The 21,863-nt window shown below is 34.8% G+C and carries 21 protein-coding genes; 6 read left to right on the top strand and 15 right to left on the bottom strand.

Annotation, left to right across the window (positions count from 1 at the left end):
- Positions 1 to 107: 107 nt before the first annotated feature.
- The 3 genes from AC2A1D_RS07565 to AC2A1D_RS07555 form a co-directional block, all read right to left on the bottom strand.
- Positions 108 to 1,712, bottom strand: a complete 1,605-nt coding sequence (locus AC2A1D_RS07565) for a CTP synthase (RefSeq protein WP_484043024.1) — start codon at positions 1,710 to 1,712, stop codon at positions 108 to 110.
- Positions 1,713 to 1,888: 176 nt separating this feature from the next.
- The gene (locus AC2A1D_RS07560; RefSeq protein WP_484043023.1) at positions 1,889 to 2,458 is read right to left on the bottom strand and encodes a YceI family protein; all 570 of its coding nucleotides are present in this window, start codon (positions 2,456 to 2,458) and stop codon (positions 1,889 to 1,891) included.
- 55 nt (positions 2,459 to 2,513) lie between these two features.
- Complete coding sequence (locus AC2A1D_RS07555; protein ID WP_484043022.1) at positions 2,514 to 2,927, bottom strand: hypothetical protein; 414 nt, start codon at positions 2,925 to 2,927, stop codon at positions 2,514 to 2,516.
- 46 nt (positions 2,928 to 2,973) lie between these two features.
- On the opposite strand from AC2A1D_RS07555, the gene radA reads away from it, so the two are divergent.
- The 3 genes from radA to AC2A1D_RS07540 all read left to right on the top strand — a co-directional run bounded on the left by radA (position 2,974) and on the right by AC2A1D_RS07540 (position 6,613).
- Positions 2,974 to 4,323 (top strand): DNA repair protein RadA, encoded by a 1,350-nt coding sequence (gene radA / locus AC2A1D_RS07550; RefSeq protein ID WP_484043021.1) that lies wholly within the window; start codon positions 2,974 to 2,976, stop codon positions 4,321 to 4,323.
- A 143-nt stretch (positions 4,324 to 4,466) separates the two neighbouring features.
- Positions 4,467 to 5,951, top strand: a complete 1,485-nt coding sequence (locus AC2A1D_RS07545; protein ID WP_484043020.1) for a zinc-dependent metalloprotease — start codon at positions 4,467 to 4,469, stop codon at positions 5,949 to 5,951.
- A 71-nt stretch (positions 5,952 to 6,022) separates the two neighbouring features.
- The gene (locus AC2A1D_RS07540) at positions 6,023 to 6,613 is read left to right on the top strand and encodes an acyl carrier protein phosphodiesterase (protein WP_484043019.1); all 591 of its coding nucleotides are present in this window, start codon (positions 6,023 to 6,025) and stop codon (positions 6,611 to 6,613) included.
- Between the two features lie 7 nt (positions 6,614 to 6,620).
- Here the strand turns inward: AC2A1D_RS07540 and AC2A1D_RS07535 are convergent, their stop codons facing one another.
- Positions 6,621 to 6,971: a DUF2200 domain-containing protein gene (locus AC2A1D_RS07535; RefSeq protein ID WP_484043018.1), complete on the bottom strand. Its 351-nt coding sequence runs from the start codon at positions 6,969 to 6,971 to the stop codon at positions 6,621 to 6,623.
- 184 nt (positions 6,972 to 7,155) lie between these two features.
- Here AC2A1D_RS07535 and AC2A1D_RS07530 point away from each other — a divergent pair, with 184 nt between their 5' ends.
- Positions 7,156 to 7,917 (top strand): hypothetical protein, encoded by a 762-nt coding sequence (locus AC2A1D_RS07530; RefSeq protein WP_484043017.1) that lies wholly within the window; start codon positions 7,156 to 7,158, stop codon positions 7,915 to 7,917.
- A gap of 183 nt (positions 7,918 to 8,100) precedes the next feature.
- Here AC2A1D_RS07530 and AC2A1D_RS07525 read toward each other — a convergent pair whose 3' ends face one another.
- The 7 genes from AC2A1D_RS07525 to AC2A1D_RS07495 form a co-directional block, all read right to left on the bottom strand.
- Positions 8,101 to 9,027 (bottom strand): Kelch repeat-containing protein, encoded by a 927-nt coding sequence (locus AC2A1D_RS07525; RefSeq protein ID WP_484043016.1) that lies wholly within the window; start codon positions 9,025 to 9,027, stop codon positions 8,101 to 8,103.
- A 646-nt stretch (positions 9,028 to 9,673) separates the two neighbouring features.
- Positions 9,674 to 10,228, bottom strand: a complete 555-nt coding sequence (locus AC2A1D_RS07520) for a hypothetical protein (RefSeq protein ID WP_484043015.1) — start codon at positions 10,226 to 10,228, stop codon at positions 9,674 to 9,676.
- Between the two features lie 118 nt (positions 10,229 to 10,346).
- Positions 10,347 to 11,972 (bottom strand): chaperonin GroEL, encoded by a 1,626-nt coding sequence (groL, locus tag AC2A1D_RS07515; protein WP_484043014.1) that lies wholly within the window; start codon positions 11,970 to 11,972, stop codon positions 10,347 to 10,349.
- A gap of 56 nt (positions 11,973 to 12,028) precedes the next feature.
- Positions 12,029 to 12,388, bottom strand: a complete 360-nt coding sequence (locus AC2A1D_RS07510) for a four helix bundle protein (protein WP_484043013.1) — start codon at positions 12,386 to 12,388, stop codon at positions 12,029 to 12,031.
- A gap of 32 nt (positions 12,389 to 12,420) precedes the next feature.
- Positions 12,421 to 12,699, bottom strand: coding sequence for a co-chaperone GroES (locus tag AC2A1D_RS07505; protein WP_122637394.1), 279 nt, complete (start codon positions 12,697 to 12,699; stop codon positions 12,421 to 12,423).
- 150 nt (positions 12,700 to 12,849) lie between these two features.
- Positions 12,850 to 13,740, bottom strand: a complete 891-nt coding sequence (locus AC2A1D_RS07500; RefSeq protein ID WP_484043012.1) for a hypothetical protein — start codon at positions 13,738 to 13,740, stop codon at positions 12,850 to 12,852.
- Positions 13,741 to 13,870: 130 nt separating this feature from the next.
- Positions 13,871 to 14,926, bottom strand: coding sequence for an NAD(P)-dependent alcohol dehydrogenase (locus AC2A1D_RS07495; RefSeq protein WP_484043011.1), 1,056 nt, complete (start codon positions 14,924 to 14,926; stop codon positions 13,871 to 13,873).
- A gap of 140 nt (positions 14,927 to 15,066) precedes the next feature.
- Here AC2A1D_RS07495 and AC2A1D_RS07490 point away from each other — a divergent pair, with 140 nt between their 5' ends.
- Positions 15,067 to 16,392: a carboxylesterase family protein gene (locus tag AC2A1D_RS07490; RefSeq protein WP_484043010.1), complete on the top strand. Its 1,326-nt coding sequence runs from the start codon at positions 15,067 to 15,069 to the stop codon at positions 16,390 to 16,392.
- A 39-nt stretch (positions 16,393 to 16,431) separates the two neighbouring features.
- Here AC2A1D_RS07490 and AC2A1D_RS07485 read toward each other — a convergent pair whose 3' ends face one another.
- The 4 genes from AC2A1D_RS07485 to lpxK form a co-directional block, all read right to left on the bottom strand.
- The gene (locus tag AC2A1D_RS07485; protein ID WP_484043009.1) at positions 16,432 to 17,910 is read right to left on the bottom strand and encodes an alpha-amylase; all 1,479 of its coding nucleotides are present in this window, start codon (positions 17,908 to 17,910) and stop codon (positions 16,432 to 16,434) included.
- A gap of 84 nt (positions 17,911 to 17,994) precedes the next feature.
- Positions 17,995 to 19,098, bottom strand: coding sequence for a DNA polymerase IV (dinB, locus tag AC2A1D_RS07480; protein ID WP_484043008.1), 1,104 nt, complete (start codon positions 19,096 to 19,098; stop codon positions 17,995 to 17,997).
- A gap of 74 nt (positions 19,099 to 19,172) precedes the next feature.
- Positions 19,173 to 19,685 carry a TlpA family protein disulfide reductase gene (locus AC2A1D_RS07475; protein ID WP_484043326.1) on the bottom strand — a complete coding sequence of 171 codons (513 nt, stop codon included), beginning with the start codon at positions 19,683 to 19,685 and terminating at the stop codon, positions 19,173 to 19,175.
- Positions 19,686 to 19,717: 32 nt separating this feature from the next.
- Positions 19,718 to 20,743 (bottom strand): tetraacyldisaccharide 4'-kinase, encoded by a 1,026-nt coding sequence (gene lpxK / locus AC2A1D_RS07470; RefSeq protein ID WP_484043007.1) that lies wholly within the window; start codon positions 20,741 to 20,743, stop codon positions 19,718 to 19,720.
- 107 nt (positions 20,744 to 20,850) lie between these two features.
- On the opposite strand from lpxK, the gene truA reads away from it, so the two are divergent.
- Entirely contained in the window at positions 20,851 to 21,582 is a 732-nt protein-coding gene (gene truA, locus AC2A1D_RS07465) for a tRNA pseudouridine(38-40) synthase TruA (protein WP_484043006.1), read from the top strand.
- Positions 21,583 to 21,863 lie beyond the last annotated feature (281 nt).

Genomic DNA, 21,863 nt, shown 5'->3' with positions numbered 1-21,863 from the left:
TGTTTGTATATAATAAACTCAGGATGATAAGTCTCAACCTGAGTTTATAAAAACGTTTATCGTATCAATAATACTTTATGTAAACCTTAAAGGTTTCATTTTAATAATTACTTCGAAGCTGCTTTAATAAAAGCCCTGAACAAAGGATGCGGTGTATATACCGTACTCTTATATTCTGGGTGATATTGTACCCCAACGTAGAAAGGATGATCTGGCATTTCTAATGCTTCAACCAAACCAGTTTCTGGGTTTGTACCTGTTGCCAAGAAACCGTTTGCTTCAAACTCACCAATATATTCACTGTTGAATTCATATCTGTGACGATGTCTTTCGGTAATGTTTTTAGCTCCGTAGATTTCGTTTAATTTAGAACCGTTTTTCAAAGAACATTTCCATGCTCCAAGACGCATGGTACCCCCTTTATCTACAACATTTTTCTGTTCTTCCATTAAAGAAATTACAGGATGTTCTGTAGAAGTATCAAATTCCATAGAGTTTGCTTTAGCATATCCTAAAACATTTCTTGCGAATTCCACAGTCATAATCTGCATTCCTAAACAAATTCCCAACATTGGAACTTTATTTTCTCTTGCATATTGTGCGGTAAGAATTTTACCTTCAATTCCTCGATCTCCAAAACCTGGAGCCACAAGAATCCCATCTACACCTGCTAAAGTTTCTTTAATGTTTTCCGGCGTTAAATCGCCACTGTAAACCCATCTTACTTTTACTTCAGTTTCCAAATCTGCACCTGCATGTTTGAAAGCTTCTGCAATAGAAATATAAGAATCTTGAAGAGAAACATACTTCCCTACCAAAGCAATTTCTACCGATTTTTTAGGATTTTGGAATTTTTTCAAGAATGTTTTCCATTCTTTAAGATCTGCTTCTTTATCGCTTTTCAAATCTAATTCTTTAAGAACTACATCATCAAAGTTTTGTTTTTGAAGATACATTGGAACTTCATAAATGGTTTCCAAATCTTTACACTCAATTACATTATCTAAAGGAACGTTGCAGAACTGAGCCAATTTCGCTCTTTGATCTTTCGGGATTTTATGCTCTGTACGGCAAACCAAAACATCAGCCATAATTCCGCTTTCCATCAACTGGCGAACAGAATGTTGTGAAGGTTTAGTTTTCAATTCTCCACTTGAAGCCAAATACGGCAACAAAGTCAAATGAATTACCATAGAGTTTTTCTCGCCCAATTCCCACTTCAACTGGCGAACAGTTTCAATGTAAGGAAGCGATTCAATATCTCCTACAGTTCCTCCGATTTCAGTAATAATGATATCGTAGTTTTGCTTAGAAAGAATTTTAATTCTACGTTTAATTTCGTTGGTGATGTGAGGAATTACCTGAACTGTTTTACCAAGGAAATCTCCTTTTCTTTCTTTTTCGATAACAGTTTGGTAGATTTTCCCTGTAGTAACGTTGTTGTTTTGAGAAGTCGGAGCATCAAGATAACGCTCATAGTGCCCTAAATCCAGATCCGTCTCCGCGCCATCTTCGGTTACGTAGCACTCTCCGTGTTCATAAGGATTCAAAGTACCTGGATCGATATTGATATAAGGATCAAGTTTTTGAATAGTTACGTTGAAGCCACGTGATTTTAGTAGTAGACCAAGAGAAGCAGAAACGATTCCCTTTCCCAAAGATGAAGTTACACCTCCTGTCACAAAGATGTACTTTGTATTCTTTTTACTCATTAGATTAGGTTTGTGCAAAGTTATGGGAAAAAGAAACACAAAGCAATTTTGTAGTACTTTAAAATATTAAAAAGAAAGACTTTTTTTCAAAAAAAAGATTCTATAATCCATAAAAAAAGGCTTCCAATACTCTTGAAAGCCTTCCCCAAACCAAATTATATATTATATGAAATTTATTATTTTTTTACCAATTCGAAGTAAAGATTCACCTCCACATCTTTAGCAACACCTGCTCCAGTTGGATCATATTTAATGTTATAATCTAAACGATTTACAGTAAATTTTGCCTGGAAACCTAAAATTTCTTTTCCTTGTTGGTTTTTAGCAACCCCTCCAAACGTTACAGGAATTGAAACTTCTTTCGTAACATCTTTAATCGTTAATTTACCTTTTAAAGTGTACGTATTATTTTTTCCTTTTACCAAAGAAGCGCTTTCGAATTTCATTGCTGGGAATTTTTCCGCATCAAAAAAATCTGCACTTTTTAAGTGATTATCTCTTGGTTCTACTGCTGTATTAATAGATCCTGTATACACAGAAAAGTTAAATTTAGCATTATCAAAACCTGCTCCCGGAGTTTCCACAATTCCTTCAAACTTATCGAATCTACCTTGTACGAAGCTAATCCCCATGTGTTTGATATTGAAATTAACTGATGAATGCATAGGATCTACAGACCATGTAGATTGTGCAAAAGAAAACATGCTTACGAAAGCAAATACAAAACTTAATACTAATTTTTTCATTGTTTAAAAATTTATACTGCAAATGTAGCTTACAGCTTCAATCTGAAACATTGACCTATGATAAGTTCTTTTTTTTAGGTAAAATTAATTTTGAATAAATCATATCCACTAAGTACATAAAAATAAGAATAACCGACGAACTCATATACATCATTATCATTAAAAGATTTTCATTGGTAGAATCTGAAAAATATAAAAACGGATTATTTCCTGAAATAATTAAGAAAAGTAAATAAATGGCTTCAAATAAAGTTGCCATTCTCAGTATTGAATGATAACTTTTTCTAAAAATAATCACAGTTACCAAGCCAATTGCTGTAATTATAGAACAGAAAATCAGAATTAAAGTAGAGCACATTCCAAAATCTCCACCGGGTAAATGCAAAAACCTGACAGACCATTCCGTAAACTGTGTATGTAAAAGCGACATTACAACAAAAACAATTACGCTTAAAAAAATATTTTTCATCTGTGAAAATTAAGAAAATTTCAAAAAAAATCTTCAAATTCGCAGTATGGCAAAACTCAAAACAGCATATTTCTGTCAAAACTGTGGTTCGCAATATCCTCAATGGACTGGGCAATGCAAAAACTGCGGAGAATGGAACACTCTTGTGGAAGAAATCGTAGAAAAAACTTCGCACAAAACACCCCCTTTCTCTAAACAAAAGCAACACGTTATTAACATCGTTGAAGTTGAAACCAACGAAGAACCAAGAATAAAAACTCCTTCCGAAGAACTCAACAGAGTTTTAGGAGGCGGTATTGTTTTAGGCTCCGTAACCTTAATTGGTGGAGAACCCGGAATTGGAAAATCTACTCTACTTCTTCAATTGGCTTTAAAAATGAAGAAGAAAATTTTCTATGTTTCTGGAGAAGAAAGTGCTTCACAGATTAAAATGAGAGCCGATAGATTAACGGATATTCAAAATCCGAACTGTTTTTTGTTTACAGAAACCAACCTTGAAAAGATACTTCACGAAGCTAAAAAATTAGAGCCCGATTTTGTGATTATTGATTCAATTCAAACCTTACAGTCTCAATTGATTGAAAGTTCACCGGGAACGGTTTCGCAAATCAGAGAATGCTCCAACGAGATTATTAAATATGCCAAAGAAAACAATGTTCCAGTTTTTTTAGTCGGTCACATTACCAAAGACGGACAAATTGCAGGACCAAAAGTTTTGGAACACATGGTAGATGTCGTTCTGAATTTTGATGGAGACAGAAACCACCTTTTCCGTTTATTAAGAGCCAATAAAAACCGTTTCGGTTCTACATCTGAGATTGGGATTTACGAAATGATTTCGCAAGGTTTAAAGGAAATTAAAAATCCTTCTGAAATTTTAATTACTAAAAAATTTGAAGAACTTTCCGGGAATTCTGTTGCGGTAACTTTAGAAGGAAACAGACCAATGTTGTTAGAAATTCAAGCATTGGTAAGTTCTGCAGTTTATGGAACACCACAAAGAAGTTGTACCGGTTTCGATTCTAAAAGATTGAATATGCTTTTAGCCGTTTTAGAAAAACGAGCAGGCTTTCAGTTGGGTGCGAAAGACGTCTTTTTAAACATTACGGGCGGAATAAAAACCGACGATCCAGCGTTGGATTTAGCTGTTGTTGCATCTATTCTTTCTTCGAATGAAGACATTGCGATTTCAGAACATTTCTGTTTTACAGGAGAAATTGGTTTAAGTGGAGAAATTCGTCCCATTGCACAAGCTGAACAACGAATTACAGAAGCAGAAAAATTGGGTTACGAGAAAATTTTCATCTCTAATTTGAATAAACTTCCGAAGAAAAAATTCGGGATAAAAATTGAAGAAGTAAGCAAAATTGAAGACTTCCACGAAAGACTTTTTTAATTGTGTTTTTCACTTTTCAAAAGTCGATTCAGCCTTCAACCCTATTAATTCTCTGAATAATTGGGTATATTTGTATAAACCAACTATTAAATATCATGAAAACTCGATTTGCTTTCCTTGCCTTGCTTACAAATGTTTTACTCATGGCACAAACAACCATTTTCGGACTTGAAGTGAACGAAAATAATGTATCCGAAAACCAAAAAGTAAATAAAGAGCTTTCTAAAACATACTCCTCTACAAAATATTTTCAGCAACTTTCGTTTGATTTAGCATCCGATTTAAAGTTTACTTTGTTTGATAATGCAGAGATTACCGCAAAGTATGTAAAAACATTCACTTACAGCAACGGAAGTTCTTCAGCAATATATACTATTGTTGGACACCCCAATGCAGAACTTGTTTTTTCAAAACACCATCAAATCATCACAGGGATGTACACTTCTGATGAAGGAAAAAAATATGTTTTCCATCAAACAGGTACAAGTATTTTTGCGGTTTCTGAAGTTCACGAAAGCCAATTTAACACTAGAGATTCTCAGCTTGATTTTATCAACACTTCTGTTCAGCAAAAAATTAATAGTAATGTATGCCTTGAAGCTACAGAAATTTGTTCGGCAACTACAATAGATGTTATGGTAGTTTACACTGAAGCTGCAAAAAACGGTTGGGGTGGTGCTTCGCAGAGTAATTCTTTTATTGCCACAGCAATTACCAATTTCAATACTGCACTTATCAATTCTGGGGTAACCAATACAACTATAAATTTAGTTTACACCGGTGAAATTGCGTACACAGAATCCGGAAACATTAGTACCGACTTGTCCAGGCTAAGAACCAATAATGACACGTATATGGATGACGTGCACACTTTACGCACAACTTATGGAGCAGATCTTTGTGGTTTGGTTACAAGCACTCCAACAAATACTTGTGGTTTAGGCTACCTTAACACCAATCCTACCAATTATTCTGCAAATAATGCTTTTACGGTTTCACTTTATACTTGTGTGGTTTCCAATTATACTTTAGCCCACGAAATGGGACACAATATGGGACTAAACCACGATTGGTACGTAAGCACAAGTACTACGCCATGCAGCCATCATCATGGATACAGTAACCAAGCCGCAATTGCATTGGGTACAGCAAGTACGAGCTCACAAAGATGGAGAACAATTATGGCATATAATGACGAATGTGCAGACGCGGGTTTTAACTGTTCAAGAATCAACAGATGGGCAAATCCGAGTGTAAATTATAATTCTGCTCCAACTGGCATCGCCATCGGAAATACCAATCCTTCAGACGAAGCCTTTGCATTTTCTAGATTTGCGTGTGTGGTTTCTCAATTTGCACCTACCGTAACTCTCTCTTCTGTAGAAATTTCTCAAAATGAAATTAAAGACTTCACCATTTTCCCTAATCCAGCACAAGACGAAATTAATATCTGGATTAAAAACGACAACAAATACACCTTTAAAGTGGTAAATACTCCTGGACAAATCGTAACCACAACCAATACAAAAACCATTAGTTTAAAAGGTCTTTCTGCAGGTGTTTATTTCTTAAATATTTACAGTGAAAGAGGCAACTTTATCGGTTCTAAAAAATTTATTAAAAAATAATACAAGAAACAGTTATTAAAATGCTTCAATTTTTTTGAAGCATTTTTTTTATAAAAACCTTACATTGCAGTATGAATTTCCTTGCACATTCTTTCCTTTCCTTTTCTGATGAGCAAATCGTGGGACAATTTCTGGAAGACCACATCCGGAACAAAGACCGCTTTTCTTTTGCCCAAGAAATTCAAAACGGAATTACCATGCACAGAGCGATTGATACGTTTACAGATTCTCATCCAGCTATTCACGAGGCGAAAAAAATTTTCAGTCCTTTGGTGAGATTATATTCTGGTGCTTTTGTAGATGTTGCGATGGATTATTTTCTTGCCAACGACCTTTCTATACATTCTTTGGAAGGTTGGAAAAACCACTCACAACACGTGTACAAAGTTTTAAACGAAAACCTTAGTTTATTTCCGGAGAATTTTAAATTAATGCTCAGCAAAATGCAGGAAGAAGATTGGCTGTACAACTACAGAGAAGATTGGGGCATAAAATTCAGTATGAGAAATGTTTTGCACAAAGCGAGGTATTTAGATAAAGATTTACCTGTTTTTGAAGCATTTTTAGCTCATAAAAATTTCCTTCAGGAATGCTATGACAACTTTTTTCAAGATTTATATGAACATGCGAAGCAAACCAATCTTTCGTTTCATAAAAATTGATTTTGAATTAAGAACGTAAAATTTTTTCCATCTTTTTGCCTTTCGCCAATTCGTCAATCAACTTATCGAGGTAGCGAATATTTTTCATTAAATCTTCCTCAATTTCTTCAATTCTGTATCCACAAATGACACCCGTAATCATCTTTGCATTTGGATGAATATTGGCTTCTTCGAAGAATGTTCTAAAATTGGTTTTCTGTTCAAGAATTTGTTGAAGTTTTTCTTCATCGTATCCTGTAAGCCAAAAAATAATCTCGTGAACTTCTTCTTTGGTTCTGCCCTTCTTTTCCGCTTTCGCAATATAATGCGGATATACCGAAGCAAAAGACATTTGATAGACTCTTTCGTTGTTTTTCATAATTTTTCTCTACAAAATAGTTTTATTTCGTTAAACAACAATAACCATTGCACAAAAATTTCTTAGAAATTTCCCTTTATCAAACAGGGAAATTCATTTTTATTGAAAATTTGGGACTTTTAAAATATTTTATTCACGCATTGGTTTATTTGTTATTTTTACGACTTTAATAAACCTAATTTCAATGAAAATTAAAATTTTACTATTGTGTGTTTCGCTAAGTACGATTTCTGCTTTTGCACAGGAAAAAGTGAAGTACACCAAAGACCAAATCAAAAAGATGGAACAATATCTCTTCAACGAAGGTTTTGCAGGGCCATCTACAAAAAAAATCTCTACATTAATCCTTAAAGACGGAAGCATCCACAAAGGATATTGCGACGATGTAGAAATGAAGAAAGGACAGATTTACGAAATTTCAGTTAAAGACAGCGCCACAAAAAAACCAGAAAAATTCAAGGCAGAGATTGTGAGTGAAATGTACATTTTCCCTACTAATTTAGACAAAGGTCTGAAAGTAATGAAACATTACAGCAATATTAGAAGCATGAGCACTCGCAAAATAAGCAATAGCGTAACGAATGACAGAATTCATTTTGTGAACCAATCTGTTTCTCTTAAAAATAAAAAAGATGAAATGGAGTTTCTAATGCAGGTAATTAACCCAGGATTCGACGATATTATCTCTGTTTACCACGATCCACGAGCGAAAGAAACAGGAGGTGTTTCTTTTGGGGGTCCACAATTAGGAGGTGGCGTTATAAAATCTTACTACATCAAGAAAGGAGATAAAGTAATCTGGCTTCACAAAGATGATTTTGATGACAACTACGAATTTCTTTTTGGCGACAACCCTGAGTTTATGAAAAAATATCCTTTAAAATCTGTGGAATGGGGGTATTTCAGTTTTCTGGTGGCTCAATATACAGAAATGAGTAACAGTTAAAATATTCTTTTTAAATAAGTAAAACCGCTCTTTGAAAGCGGTTTTTTTATTTTGCGTAAGACTACTATCGAAGATTCATCGGCTTAATAAAATATTTAAAAACGAGTATTGATGACTCATTGATGACTATAAAAAGTGATTTTTTACTAGACAATCCGTTCTTAGCACCATATCTTCTTCGGTTTATTTAGCCGAAAGTATTTCTTCGCTAATATCTGCAACTTGAACACTTTTAATAGATGATTTGGTGGAGGATGCGGTACTTCCACCCATGATGTATAATTTATTGTTATAGATTTCCGCAGCAGCGTGTCGTCTGGGAATCATGTTGGATGATAACTTGTATAATTTATTGGTTTCTGTGTCAAAATACGCCAGAAAATTTTGATTATTTGTACCTCCAACAATAAAAATCTTAGTTCCGAAAACCGCTAATGAATGACCGGAAATCTCTGTAGACATCGTATATTGCTCCGTCCAAAGATTTTTTTTGAGATCGAAAACATTTACCAATCGGGATGATGTCCCGTTAAAACCTCCGATTACATAGAGCTTATCATTCACAATTTTTCCTCTTGCTTCTCTGGCATTTGGCATTTTCGGTAATGGATGCCATGTATTGGTCGCAATGTCATAATATTGAAATCTATCAGAAAACACTGTAGTGGCGGCATTGTTGAGCCCACTTCCTCCGAATGTATAAATTTTACCATTATAGATGGCAGAACCTGCATTTCCAGTGTAGGAATGGTTAACAGCTCCCTTTGTTTTTTTATGCGTTTCAAGGTCTATAATTTCAAGATGGCTGTTTCCCCAACCGTTAAAAATATAAACTTTATTACCGTAAGTCTCCGAATTGCCAAATCTTTTAGGAACCAAAGTAGAATTGATGACAGTCCAACGGTTGTCTTTAATACTGTATTTTTCAATAAAAGTGGCATTACCATCCGAATCTTTGTAGCCATTACTCACATAGATATTACCGTCTGCAATGGTACTGCTTGTCGCCCCTCTTTTTACAGACATATCCGAAAGCTGCTTAAAATGTAAGGTTTGCGCATGAGCTAAACATAAACCGAAAATAAAAAGAAGGAATGATTTTGTTTTCAATGGATGTGGGATTTGGTTTTAAAGATAGGGAAAAGTGATGAAAAAAGTCACGGATTGTAAATCCGCGACATTGGGGGTTGAGTTTGTTTTTATACTAAAGCCACACGAAAACATTCGTGCGGCAGCAGTGGTAGCCAGTCAAATTGGTTTAACGAAAACAATTTCATGCAAATAGGGTGAAAATTGAACCTAAAAGGGTGATTTTTCAGCCTTTTAGGTTCAACAAACATGCAATTAGGATGAAGTTCCGAGGAAAAAGGATGAAATTTGAACCTAAAAGGGTGGTTTTTTAACCTCAAAGGTTCAATAATCAAGCAAATAGGTTGGAATTCTAAGCAAAAAGCGTGGTTTTTAAATTGAAGACTATGTTGAAAAGAAAAACCTTTCGTTGGCGCAAGCGTCTCGCCGCACTTTATTGCTCAAAGTCGGGAGACTTTGCGCAGCGGAGGGAGACTTTGCGCAGCGGAGACTTTGCGCAGCGGGATCTAAAAGTGGGATTTTCAAACCTCAAAGGTTCAATAATCAAGGAGATAGGCTGGAATTCGAGGTAAAAAGTGACAGATTGTGAATTTCCAATATTAAGTTTGTTTTGAAATGGAAAACCGCTCTGGATTTGAGCGGTTTAATGTTTATTAGGGTTACTTTTTTATGTTTTTTCATTTTTTATTTTCCAAAGTAATATTTCTGTATCATTTATGATTTCATATTGATAGTTTATTTGATTCCAAAAATCAATTAGAATTCCCTGATGATTCTTATCTTTTAAGACTACAACAGAATGTGTTTCAATACCATAATCAGAAGAATAGTATATGTCAAAATCAGTATAACCCCAACCGTTAGTTATAATTTGACATAATCTACCAATATCATCAGTATTTACATATTTTCTTCTTAAAATTCCAGCTTTTATACTTTCAAAAGAGTTGATCACCCTATATTCTTCAAAAAGATTCTTAGGTAAATGTTTGTAATAATGCTCGTTATTGGATCCAGAACCTAATATTGTATAATCTTTTTTCTCTTTATCATAAACGATTGGTCCAACTCCAATTAGCATTCCTCTCTCATCATCTTTATCATACTTTTTGTGTTTCCAAAAAATAAAAATATAAGGTTGCGTATCATATAGCTTGAAGATTTTATAATCGGGATGTATTTTATCTTCAATCATCTTTTGTACTAAAATTTCATCTATCATGATTATCTTATTTGAAAACCTATAAACTTAAGAATTTGTTTTGAAATGGAAAAACCGCTCGGATGGGAGCGGTTTATATATTTAAGATGAGATTGCTTCGTACCTCGCAATGACGCTGTTACATCATTCCTGGCATTCCACCACCCATTGGCATAGCTGGTTCGTCTTTTTTCACTTCAGTGATTACGCACTCAGTTGTAAGAAGCATTCCAGAAACAGAAGCTGCGTTTTCAAGGGCAACTCTTGTTACTTTTGTAGGATCGATGATTCCTGCTTCAAGCATGTTTACATACTCGTCAGTTTTAGCGTTGTAACCGAAATCTGCAGTTCCTTCTGCTACTTTCGCTACGATTACAGAACCTTCACCACCTGCGTTTGCTACGATTTGTCTCAACGGCTCTTCGATAGCTCTTTTTACGATTTTAATCCCTGTATTTTCATCAGCATTAGAACCTGAAAGGTCGTTTAGAGAAGCGATAGCTCTTACCAAAGCAACACCACCACCTGCAACGATACCTTCTTCAACTGCTGCTCTTGTCGCGTGAAGTGCATCATCTACTCTGTCTTTTTTCTCTTTCATTTCAACTTCAGAAGCTGCACCTACGTAAAGAACTGCGACACCACCCGCTAATTTAGCTAGTCTTTCTTGCAATTTTTCTCTGTCGTAGTCTGAAGTAGTAGTTTCCATCTGAGCTTTAATTTGGTTTACTCTACCTTTAATTTTGCTCTCTTCACCACCACCGTTTACCACAGTTGTGTTGTCTTTATCGATAGTAACTTTCTCAGCAGTTCCTAGCATATCCAAAGAGATGTTTTCCATAGTGAAACCTTGCTCTTCAGAGATTACTTGTCCGCCAGTTAAGATAGCGATATCTTCCAACATTGCTTTTCTTCTGTCTCCGAAACCTGGAGCTTTTACAGCAGCAATTTTAAGAGAACCTCTTAATTTATTTACCACTAAAGTTGCCAAAGCTTCACCTTCAACTTCTTCAGAGATGATTAATAAAGACTTACCACCTTGAGCGATTGGTTCAAGAACTGGAAGCAATTCTTTCATTGAAGAGATTTTTTTCTCTACTAAAAGGATGTAAGGATTTTCAAGTTCAGCTAACATTTTCTCAGGGTTTGTCACGAAATATGGCGACTGATATCCTCTGTCGAACTGCATACCTTCTACAACATCTACAGTTGTATCGATACCTTTAGCTTCTTCTACTGTGATAACCCCTTCTTTACCCACTTTTCCGAACGCTTCAGCGATTAAAGCACCGATTGTTTCGTCGTTGTTAGCAGAAACTGAAGCAACTTGCTTCACTTTATCTGTAGAATCACCCACTTCCTGAGACTGAGATTTCAAGTTTTCAACAACAGCAGTTACTGCTTTGTCGATACCTCTTTTCAAATCCATTGGGTTTGCACCTGCAGCTACGTTTTTAAGACCTTCTCTTACGATAGCTTGTGCCAAAACAGTAGCGGTAGTAGTACCGTCTCCTGCGATATCATTAGTTTTAGAAGCTACTTCTTTTACCATTTGAGCTCCCATGTTTTCTACTCTGTCTTCAAGTTCGATTTCTTTTGCAACAGAAACCCCGTCTTTAGTAACGTGAGGTGCACCGAAAGATTTTTCGATTACTACGTTTCTTCCTTTAGGACCTAAAGTTACTTTTACTGCATTAGCCAATGCATCAACCCCTCTTTTTAGAGCGTCTCTTGATTCAATATCGAATTTTATTTCTTTTGCCATTTTATTTTAAGCTTTAAGCTTTAGGCTGTAAGCAATAGGCTTTTGCCTTAAAGCTGTTAATTATTATTTAATAACTTTTTTCTAAGTTGTATAAGTTTTTGTCGGATTAAATTCAGTTTAGGATTAAGGCTAGATAAATGATCTTCAGTTGTGAAACCCAAATCGCAAGAGAGAAAAAGTAAATATTCAGTTTCGTTTGTTGAACCAATACTAATTTCTAAAAATCTTGCAAATTCTTTATCGGTTGATCTTCCACAACCTTCAGCAATATTAGTTGGTATAGAAACAGATGCTCTTCTTATTTGAGAGGTTAAACCAAAAAGTTCAGATTTTGGAAACTTTTCAGAAACAATATAAATTTCTTTTACCAACTCGTGGGAAATTTTCCAAGTATCATATTTTTTATAATCTCTCATGCCTATTGCTTATAGCCTAAAGCCTACTGCCACTACCCAATTACACCAAGTAAATCTCCTTCTTTTACGATTAAGTAATCTTTCCCTTCCAATTTCAATTCAGAACCTGAATATTTTCCGTAAAGAACTTTGTCACCTACTTTCACAGTTGTTGGCTCATCTTTTTTACCTGGACCAACTGCCACTACTGTTCCTTCTTGTGGCTTTTCTTTAGCTGTGTCTGGAATAATAATACCTGAAGCTGTTTTAGTTTCTGCAGCGATTGGTTCTACCAAAACTCTGTCTGCTAATGGTTTAAAGTTTACTGACATAATATATTTAAATTTTTAATTATTTCTACACCAAAGTTCTCTAATTGTATGCCAAGAAGATGATTATAAAATTTTGGCAGATTTTTTTGAGTGAGTGTGAAATTTTGGCAGAAAAAAAAAGTTCACCTTACTCAAGTGAACTTTTATTATTTATTGGCAAGAAACCTCGTAATCTTTCAAAAGCTTTTTATACATATTGGTATAGAGCTCAGTTTTGTAGTGCATATTAATCTTTGCCGCTTCTGCTCCTTTTTTGCCTTTCATCATTTCTTTTCGTTCGGGCTCCATCGCTTTTTTATTTTCTTTATAGGTTTTCGTAGAAAAGTAATCGTTTTCTCTGGCTTCGTCTACTTTTTTCAAAAATTCTGGGCAGTCTGCACCTACAATTTCGTATGCTTTATAAAACTTTTGGTAAAGAGGTTTCATGTTTAATAAATCCAAAGGCGAAAGTTTATTGTAATCTACAGGGGCTACTGCAAAAGTCTCATTGGGTTTGCTTAAATACACCATCACATGCTGCAACTGGCAATTGTCGTCGTTTCCATTAGATCCCGATGCAAAACTATCTCCAAAATCGGCTTTACAATACATGCTTCTATACCCGTAAAGATTTATTTTTCCTTTCTCCATCAGCGGAAGCATTAAAACTCTCCCCTCTTCTTCCAGTTCCATATTATTATTAATTTCTTTCACCAAACGTTTATCCAATTGAAATTTTTCATTGGTGTCTTCGTTGGTATAAATTAAACTTTTTATATCGTTTACAGAAATGGTCTGAACGTTCGGATCTGTTTTAGAAGATTTAAACTTTACCTCTTTTCTGTTAAGATTTGCAGATTTTTCAGAGCTTTTTCCGATGTAGCCAAAAGTTGCCACATCTGGAAGCATAAAATCTTGTGCAAAACCTTTTTTGGTGGATCCATCTTCCATTAAAATTTCAATCGGAATAAAATCTCGTTTCCCCGTGTAAAATTGAAGAGATTGCGCATTGAAGAAATTAGTAATCGCAAAAAATGCAAGAAATAGTGTTATTTTTTTCACAGTTATTAATATTTATTGCTAAAATAACAAAAAAATGCACGAATAAAAATCTTTTTACAGGTATTGGAATAAAACGATTTCGGGCGCGCCAAAGGCGCGCCCGAAATCTCCTAAATATTTTAAAGATTTATTAAGATAAAGATTTCATATCAATCACGAAACGATATCTTACATCACTTTTCAGCATTCTTTCGTAAGCTTCGTTGATGTCTTGCATTTTAATTAATTCAATTTCTGAAACAATGTTGTGTTCACCGCAGAAATCTAGCATTTCTTGAGTTTCAGCAATACCTCCAATTACAGAACCTGCAACCGATCTTCTTCCCATAATCATTGGTGGGGTAAACAACGCTTCATCCATCTTACCGATATATCCAACTAAAACCAACGTTCCGTTGATGGTAAGTGTCGTTACATAAGGATTTACGTCGTGATCGTAAGGAACAGTATCGATAATTAAATCAAATTTTCTTTGAACTGAAGCCATTTGAGCATCATCTGTAGAAATAACAACATGGTCTGCTCCTAAGTTTTTAGCATCTTCAGATTTACTTGGTGTTCTTGAAAACAAGGTAACTTCCGCACCTAAACCTTTTGCCAATTTAATTGCCATGTGACCTAAACCACCTAAACCAATTACAGCAACTTTAGAACCCGGTCCAACATTCCAATGTTTTAAAGGCGACCAAGTTGTAATCCCTGCGCAAAGAAGCGGTGCAACAGCAGCCAAATCTAAATTTGCCGGAACTTTCAAAACATAACCCGCATCTACAACCACTTTTTGAGAATACCCCCCAAAAGTATGACCTCCCAAATGTGCATCTTTTCCGTTGTACGTTCCTACCATTCCGTTTTCACAATATTGCTCAAGATCGTGTTTGCAGCTATCACAATGTCCGCAAGAATCTACAATACATCCAACTCCAGCAAGATCACCAATTTGAAATTTAGTAACATCGCTACCTACTTTTGTAATTTTCCCGATAATTTCATGACCAGGAACTGAAGGATACTTTGTTCCGCCCCAATCGTTTCTTGCCGTGTGAAGATCAGAGTGGCAAACACCGCAATAAAGAATTTCAATTTCTACATCATTTGCAGTAACTTCTCTTCTTACGATGTTCATTTCTTTTAGATCAGCTTCTTTAGATTCAGCTCCAAAAGCCTTTACAGAAAATGTATTCATATTTTTAGTTTAAATTTTTATGTTCAAATTTTTCCAGACCAAATTTCGTAACTTTTTTCTGAAAAAAGCATACCATTTTTACAGATTCTTCTACCAATTTTACCGATTTTATTTATTAAATTACGGCTGAAAATCTAGCTATGAGTTCCAATCACCCTATTCACAGTTATACTTTTACCACTTCTGTAGGAAAATACTTAGGTTTCAATGAAAATGGTGTTTTCAAAATTAAAAGCATTCGCTATGCAAAATCTGAACGATTCAAAAAGCCGGAAATTTTAGAACATGCAGAAATATATCCCTCAGAAAAGACACCGGTCTGTCCCCAAAAAATAAGTCCGCATTTGGAAAGATTGATAGGAAAAACAGATGTTGATCAATTTCAAGCGGAAGAATCTACCCAATTTCTTACAATTACACGACCAGAAAATTTAGCTGAAACTCATCTTCCCGTTGTCGTTTGGATTCATGGCGGTTCTTACGAGTTAGGTTGCGGAGACTTACCCACTTCAGATCCTTCGGTTTGGGTAAAGGAACAAAATATTATTGTGGTTTCTGTTTCCTATCGATTGGGTTTGTTTGGTTTTTTAGGCGGAAATGATGAAAGACCTGCCAATTTAGGCTTGTTCGATATTATAACTGCTCTACAATGGATTAAAAAGTACATTCACGATTTTGGAGGAAACCCCGAAAACATTACACTTTTCGGACAATCTTCCGGTGGCGATGCCATTACACATCTACTTCTTTCTGATGAAATTGAAAATCTTTTCCAAAGAGTTATCATTCAAAGCGCGCCGCTTGGTTTTCGTTTAAACAGAGAAAAAATGTATACTGAACTTTTCAGAAAAACCGATTTTTTGAAAAACGAAACTGATGTTTTGAAAATGGTAGATTCTTACCAAAGTTTTCTTCCGTCGAGTTTTAGATATGGTTTAAAAGCAGCCATGCCTTTTTGTTTAAAATATGGTCACGACCCGCTTCCAGCAGAAAACAAAACGTTAGCAAAATGGAAAGAAAATGCTTCAAAAATTGATGTTTTAATGGGGTTTAACCACGATGAAACCGCTTTCTATGTAAAAACAGCACAAGAAGGTTTTTACACCTATCTTCATGAGAAAATTCTTGATAAAATTGTAAAAGTTACCACCGATTCTATCTACAGAAATCCTGCAAAAGTTTTCGCAAGAAATTATACTGAAGGTGGCGGAAAAATTCATTTATACAACATTAAATCTACTTTAGATAATCATTTTATTGGAGCTTCGCATTGTTTTGATCTACCTTTAATTTTCGCCAATGAAAAAGCATGGAAAGAAGCTGAACTCTTACAAAACGTCCCTTGGAATTATATTTTTGAAAACGGAAAAAAAATCCGTGCAACTTGGGCAGAGTTTGCGAGAACAGGAAAAATTCTTCCGCCAGAAGAAAGATCAGAAATTTTGGAAATTGAAAAGATTAAATAGTAATTCATTTAAGGATTTTCAATTTTTTTTAGTTGAAAATTATTCTTCCGCAATCCAAACACTTACATTTCCGGCAGGAACAAGAAAATTTCCCCAACCATTTTCGTCAATCGTTACTTTATCTTCAAATCTTCCGAGAACATCGTAAAAGGTTTTTCCGATATATTTTTCGCCCATTTCCATCGGTTTTTCATATTGATCTTTATTGCTTAAAACCACCGCACAACCTGAATGTTCTTCATCACCAAGACGAGTCCAACCTAAGCAATTGGCATCTTCAAAATAGTCTTTTTGTTCGCCGTAGGCAAAATCTTTTCTGGCTTTTAAAAGACCTTCAATTCCATCAACCTTATTGAGGAAAATCTCGTATTCATTACCGTCTTTTCCATGATCTTTATAGCTCGCTGCGAATAAATCTGGATAAAAAATGCACGGATACCCATCTTTTCGAAGTAAAATTAATGCATAAGCTAAAGGTTTAAACCACTCTTCAACAGGCGCTTCCAAGTCTTGAAGCGGTTGTGTATCGTGATTATCCACCAAACTCACCGAATGTAGCGGATCTGCCTGTGTAAGAGTTTCATCAAAAATTCTTCGTAAATCGTAAGAATCTCCTTCATTGGAGGCGGTATGAAAATTATGATGCAAAGAACTGTCGAATAAACTCATAGTTCCTTCGGTAACATCGATGTACTTTTGCAAGAGATTCAAATAACCTGGAGCCCAATATTCTCCGACAGCAAATATATTTTTGCCCGTATTCGAACGAAGCAATTGTAGCCATTCTTTATAAAAATCAAATGAAATATGCTTCAACGCATCCAAACGAACTCCATCAAAATCAGTTTGATCAAAATACCATTTCGCCCATGTATTCAATTCTTCACGCACGTGAGGATTTCGGTGCTCCATGTCGTTGTACATTAGATAATCGTAATTTCCTTTTTCATCATCAATCATTTCTTCCCAATCGTCGCCGTATTCAGACTGAATTTTAAAAATGTGAGAATCTAAACCTTCCGCATAATCTACCCCGCTGAAACAGGTGAAATTCCATTCAAAATCAGAATATTTTTTGCCTCTTCCCGGAAAAGTAAATTTAGTATAAGACTGAATATCAAAAACATCTGAAATCTTTTTATCTCTATTGTTTTCATCTACTTTTACTGCTTTAAAAGTTTCTAATTCGTCTCCTCCAGCTTTGTGGCCAAGAACAATATCTACAATAATTTCAATATTTTTTTCTTTTAAAGCTTTGATAGCGTTTTGATAATCTTCTTTACTTCCGTATTTGGTAGGAATAGTATTTTTTTGATCAAATTCGCCCAGATCATACAAATCATAAGCATCATATCCCACAGAATAACCGCCATTTGTTCCTTTATAAGCAGGAGGAAACCAAACAGAAGTAATCCCTAATTCGGCGAGATAATCTGCGTTTTTTTGAGCTTCTTTCCATAATTTCCCTTCGCCTTCAGAATACCAATGGAAATATTGAATCATAGTAGAGTTTTTCATACGCTAAAGATTTGATAAGCTATTTATAATTGTAACCTTACCCATAAAAAAATTCAAAACTAGATTTCGGAGATAAAATTTACTTTAACGAAACCCGTCTTTAAATTCTTCAAAAGGAATTTTCAACTGAACTGAAACTTGTTTTTTTTCTTCAGTATTGAGATGAGAAACAGATAGACCCAATAATCGTACCGCTTTATCGAATGGGCGAAGTTCCCAGAGTTTTTTCCCAACATTAAAATATTCTTCCGCAGAAGAAAAATACTCTTCTTGGGTTACACTTCTTGTGAATAACGAAAAATCTTTATACTTAATTTTTAAGGTTAAAGTACGGCCTAAAATAGAATTCTTTTGCAGTCTTTGATGAAGCTCTTCGCTTAAATTTTCTAGTTTTTCATCAATCTGTTGTTGATCAAAAAGATCTTCAAAAAAAGTACGCTCTACAGCCACACTTTTCTGAATTCTGTGTGGTTTTACTTCAGAAAGATGAATCCCACGAACTACATTATAATAATATGAACCAGATTTCCCGAACATTCTCGTTAAATCTTCAATGCTTCTTTTTTTGATGTCTTTGCCTTTGTAAATTCCGAGGCTGAACATTTTATTGGCGGTAACTTTACCTACGCCATAAAATTTTTCAACGGGAAGTTCCATTAAAAAATCTTCAACTTTTTCGGGATGAATGGTTTTCTGTCCGTTGGGTTTATTAATATCTGAAGCAACTTTTGCTAAAAACTTGTTGATTGAAATTCCCGCCGAAGCCGTTAAACCCGTTTCATCAAAAATCTTTTTACGGATTTCTCTCGCTATTTGATTGGCAGATTCAATATTTTTTTTGTTTTCGGTAACGTCAAGATAAGCTTCGTCTAAAGAAAGTGGCTCTACAAGATCGGTATATTGATAAAAAATCTCTCTGATTTTCTTTGAAATCTCTTTATATCTAGCAAAACGTGGCGGAACAAATATAAGATGCGGACATTTTTCTTTTGCCGTTTTACTTGGCATTGCAGAACGAACACCAAATTTCCGGGCTTCGTAGCTTGCCGCAGAAACTACGCCTCGATGACCTCCTCCTACAGCAATAGGTTTTCCTCGCAGTGCAGGATTATCATGCTGCTCTACAGAAGCATAAAAAGCATCCATATCTACATGAATTATTTTGCGTAAAGGAAAAGGAAAATCCATATTTCTGGATTTGAAATTTGATGTTTGAGATTTGAGATGAGCAATTTTCAATCCACCTCAACTCAAGGTTTTGTTTATTTCAACTTATCAATAGTAGATTGAATTTCTGGATCTTCGGGAGAAATTGCGTAATATTTTGCAATGTGAGATTTTTGATCGATCACCATATATCTCGGAATCCAGTTAAGTTCTATATAATTATTAAAATCGTTTTTCCAACCAGAAGAAAACCAATAGTTTTCTTTGTCTTTCATATTGTACTTTTCTAAGCTTCTATCAAAACTTTCTTTTGATCTTTCTAGCGAAAAAAACACGAAATCGATGTCTGGATTTCTTTCTTCAAGCTCTTTTGCTTTTGGCATTGCATTTAAACAATCTCTGCACCAACCAGCCCAAAAATCAATTACCAAAATTTTACCTTTATGCTGACTTAAAACTTGCTGAATCGTAACAGATTTACCAACTTCATCTTCCAACTTTTGCGCTAAAGCTTCTTTAGAAAATTTAGTCTTAGAAACTTCGGGCATTTTCTGAGAACAAGCCAAAGAAAATAATGAAATGGTGATGATGCTAAAAAACTGTCTCATACTCATGTGTAAATAAATTTTGTTTTTTTATACTAGTTTCTTCTAATATAATCTGCAATAATCTCGTTGAACTCGTCTTTTCTGTCGATTACCACATTTATTGGCCAATAATACGCAACATCTCTTAAATAATCAAAGGTTTTAAGACGTACATAATCTTTTTCTGTGGTAAGAATAAGTTTATACTCGCCCATTTTTTTGTATTCCGCAATAATTTTTTTGATGTCGTCATCTGTAAAATTATGATGATCTCTAAACTTCAAATGCTTTACTCGTTGCGAAAATTTCGCCAAATGCTGCAATAATGGTTTAGGATTCGCAATACCAGTAATAAGCAGAATATCGTAATAATTTAAATTATTATCTGGAAGCATTTTTTCTCTACCATAAATATTTTCATCATAGCCAATTGATGAGAAAAATACTTTTTGACCTCTCTCTGGTCTAATTCTGGAGATGTAATACTGCTTGGTTTCTTCTGTTAATTCATCCGGACATTTGCTTACCATAATAATATCTGCCCGTTTTGCCCCATTTCGAGATTCTCTTAAATCTCCTGCAGGAAGCAAATAATCTTTAAAATAAGGATCATTAAAATCGGTCATCAAAATATTGAAACCTGCTTTAATTGCTCTGTGCTGAAAAGCATCATCAAGAATAAGAACATCCAAATCCATATCTTCGATTACCTTTTGAGCTCCAGGAACTCGTTTTTCAGAAACAGCAATTACAAATCTGTTTTTGAACCTCTCAAAAAGTTGCATCGCCTCGTCTCCTACCGTTTTATAATTACTTTCGTAATTGGTTACAGCATAGCCTTTCGTCAATCTTCCATAACCTCGCGAAAGTACTCCGGTACGATATTGTTTAGATAAACTTTTGGCAAGATACATCACCATAGGAGATTTTCCGCTTCCGCCCACAGAAAGATTACCGACATTAATGACGGGTGTTCTGAACTTCGTAGATTTAAAAATCCCCAGATCGTAAAGAGTATTCCTTGTACCGGTTACTACTTTATAACCCAAAGAAAAAGGATAGAGATACCATCTTTTCATACACCTGCAAAAATATAAATTTTGTAAGGTATTTTATCTAATTTACAGAAGACTTTTCAACAAATTTTTAATTAATTTAATCTAATTTTGCGGAATTATTTTTTAGCGTGAGGTATTTTATAGAATTTTCATACAATGGCAAAAACTATTTCGGGTATCAAATACAGCCGGATGCCATTTCTGTGCAAGAAGAGTTGGAAAAAGCTCTTTCAACTTTATTAAGAGAAGAAATTAAAACCACCGGAGCTGGCCGAACAGACACCGGAGTACACGCCAAGAAAATTTACGCCCATTTCGACACCGAAAAAGTGATCGATGAAAATCTTCCGAGAAGATTAAACAGTTTTCTTCCGCCAGACATTTCTATCAAACAAATTTTTCCTGTGAAGGAAGATTTCCACGCAAGATTTGATGCAACCTACAGAACGTACGAATATTATATTTCTTTAGACAAAAATCCTTTCACACAGGAATCTGCATGGCAACATTGGAAAAAATCTTTAGACATCGAAAAAATGAATGAAGCCTGCAAAATTCTTTTCGAATACGAAGATTTTACAAGTTTTGCCAAGTTAAAAACCGACAATAAAACCAATATCTGCAAAATGTACAAAGCATTTTGGGAGCAAAACGGAAGCGAACTAAAATTTACAGTTTCAGCGAATCGTTTTTTAAGAAATATGGTAAGAGCCATTGTGGGAACAATGGTAGAAATTGGTTCCGGGAAAATTCAACCTGAAGATTTAAGAAAAATTATCGAAGACAAACACCGAAATTCCGCAGGAACTTCTGCTCCTGCTCATGGTTTGTACCTTGTTGATGTGGGTTATGAGTTTTAAATTTCCATCGCAAACCTGAGTTCGATAAATAAGAATAAGTGAAAAAAACCAATAGGAATGGGCTTTAGCCCATTTTTTAAGGACAATGCATTGATTTGGCTTTAGCCAAAATTTAAAAATATATTCTGGATAAAACCACGACTCTATTGATTAAAATAAATACCTGAGAATTAAACTAAATGTTACTCAATTCTAAAACAAATTCGCATTTAGTTTACAACAACGCAAGAAAAATCTCATCAAATCACTGTTTATTAAAAATTTACAACTTTAATCAAAAT

Source organism: Chryseobacterium sp. HNCC26DJ239 (assembly GCF_057180445.1).
This window is presented reverse-complemented; position numbering and strand designations above follow the sequence as displayed.

What these genes read in the sequence shown, in the direction of transcription:
- AC2A1D_RS07475 (WP_484043326.1), bottom strand. Translation starts at nt 19,685, where the DNA reads ATGAGACAGTTTTTTAGCATCATCACCATTTCATTATTTTCTTTGGCT.
- AC2A1D_RS07495 (WP_484043011.1), bottom strand. Translation starts at nt 14,926, where the DNA reads ATGAATACATTTTCTGTAAAGGCTTTTGGAGCTGAATCTAAAGAAGCT.
- AC2A1D_RS07510 (WP_484043013.1), bottom strand. Translation starts at nt 12,388, where the DNA reads ATGAGAGATTATAAAAAATATGATACTTGGAAAATTTCCCACGAGTTG.
- AC2A1D_RS07540 (WP_484043019.1), top strand. Translation starts at nt 6,023, where the DNA reads ATGAATTTCCTTGCACATTCTTTCCTTTCCTTTTCTGATGAGCAAATC.
- radA (WP_484043021.1), top strand. Translation starts at nt 2,974, where the DNA reads ATGGCAAAACTCAAAACAGCATATTTCTGTCAAAACTGTGGTTCGCAA.
- AC2A1D_RS07555 (WP_484043022.1), bottom strand. Translation starts at nt 2,927, where the DNA reads ATGAAAAATATTTTTTTAAGCGTAATTGTTTTTGTTGTAATGTCGCTT.
- AC2A1D_RS07535 (WP_484043018.1), bottom strand. Translation starts at nt 6,971, where the DNA reads ATGAAAAACAACGAAAGAGTCTATCAAATGTCTTTTGCTTCGGTATAT.
- dinB (WP_484043008.1), bottom strand. Translation starts at nt 19,098, where the DNA reads ATGGATTTTCCTTTTCCTTTACGCAAAATAATTCATGTAGATATGGAT.
- AC2A1D_RS07485 (WP_484043009.1), bottom strand. Translation starts at nt 17,910, where the DNA reads ATGAAAAACTCTACTATGATTCAATATTTCCATTGGTATTCTGAAGGC.
- AC2A1D_RS07545 (WP_484043020.1), top strand. Translation starts at nt 4,467, where the DNA reads ATGGCACAAACAACCATTTTCGGACTTGAAGTGAACGAAAATAATGTA.
- AC2A1D_RS07505 (WP_122637394.1), bottom strand. Translation starts at nt 12,699, where the DNA reads ATGTCAGTAAACTTTAAACCATTAGCAGACAGAGTTTTGGTAGAACCA.
- groL (WP_484043014.1), bottom strand. Translation starts at nt 11,972, where the DNA reads ATGGCAAAAGAAATAAAATTCGATATTGAATCAAGAGACGCTCTAAAA.
- AC2A1D_RS07520 (WP_484043015.1), bottom strand. Translation starts at nt 10,228, where the DNA reads ATGATAGATGAAATTTTAGTACAAAAGATGATTGAAGATAAAATACAT.
- AC2A1D_RS07530 (WP_484043017.1), top strand. Translation starts at nt 7,156, where the DNA reads ATGAAAATTAAAATTTTACTATTGTGTGTTTCGCTAAGTACGATTTCT.
- lpxK (WP_484043007.1), bottom strand. Translation starts at nt 20,743, where the DNA reads ATGAAAAGATGGTATCTCTATCCTTTTTCTTTGGGTTATAAAGTAGTA.
- AC2A1D_RS07490 (WP_484043010.1), top strand. Translation starts at nt 15,067, where the DNA reads ATGAGTTCCAATCACCCTATTCACAGTTATACTTTTACCACTTCTGTA.
- AC2A1D_RS07560 (WP_484043023.1), bottom strand. Translation starts at nt 2,458, where the DNA reads ATGAAAAAATTAGTATTAAGTTTTGTATTTGCTTTCGTAAGCATGTTT.
- AC2A1D_RS07565 (WP_484043024.1), bottom strand. Translation starts at nt 1,712, where the DNA reads ATGAGTAAAAAGAATACAAAGTACATCTTTGTGACAGGAGGTGTAACT.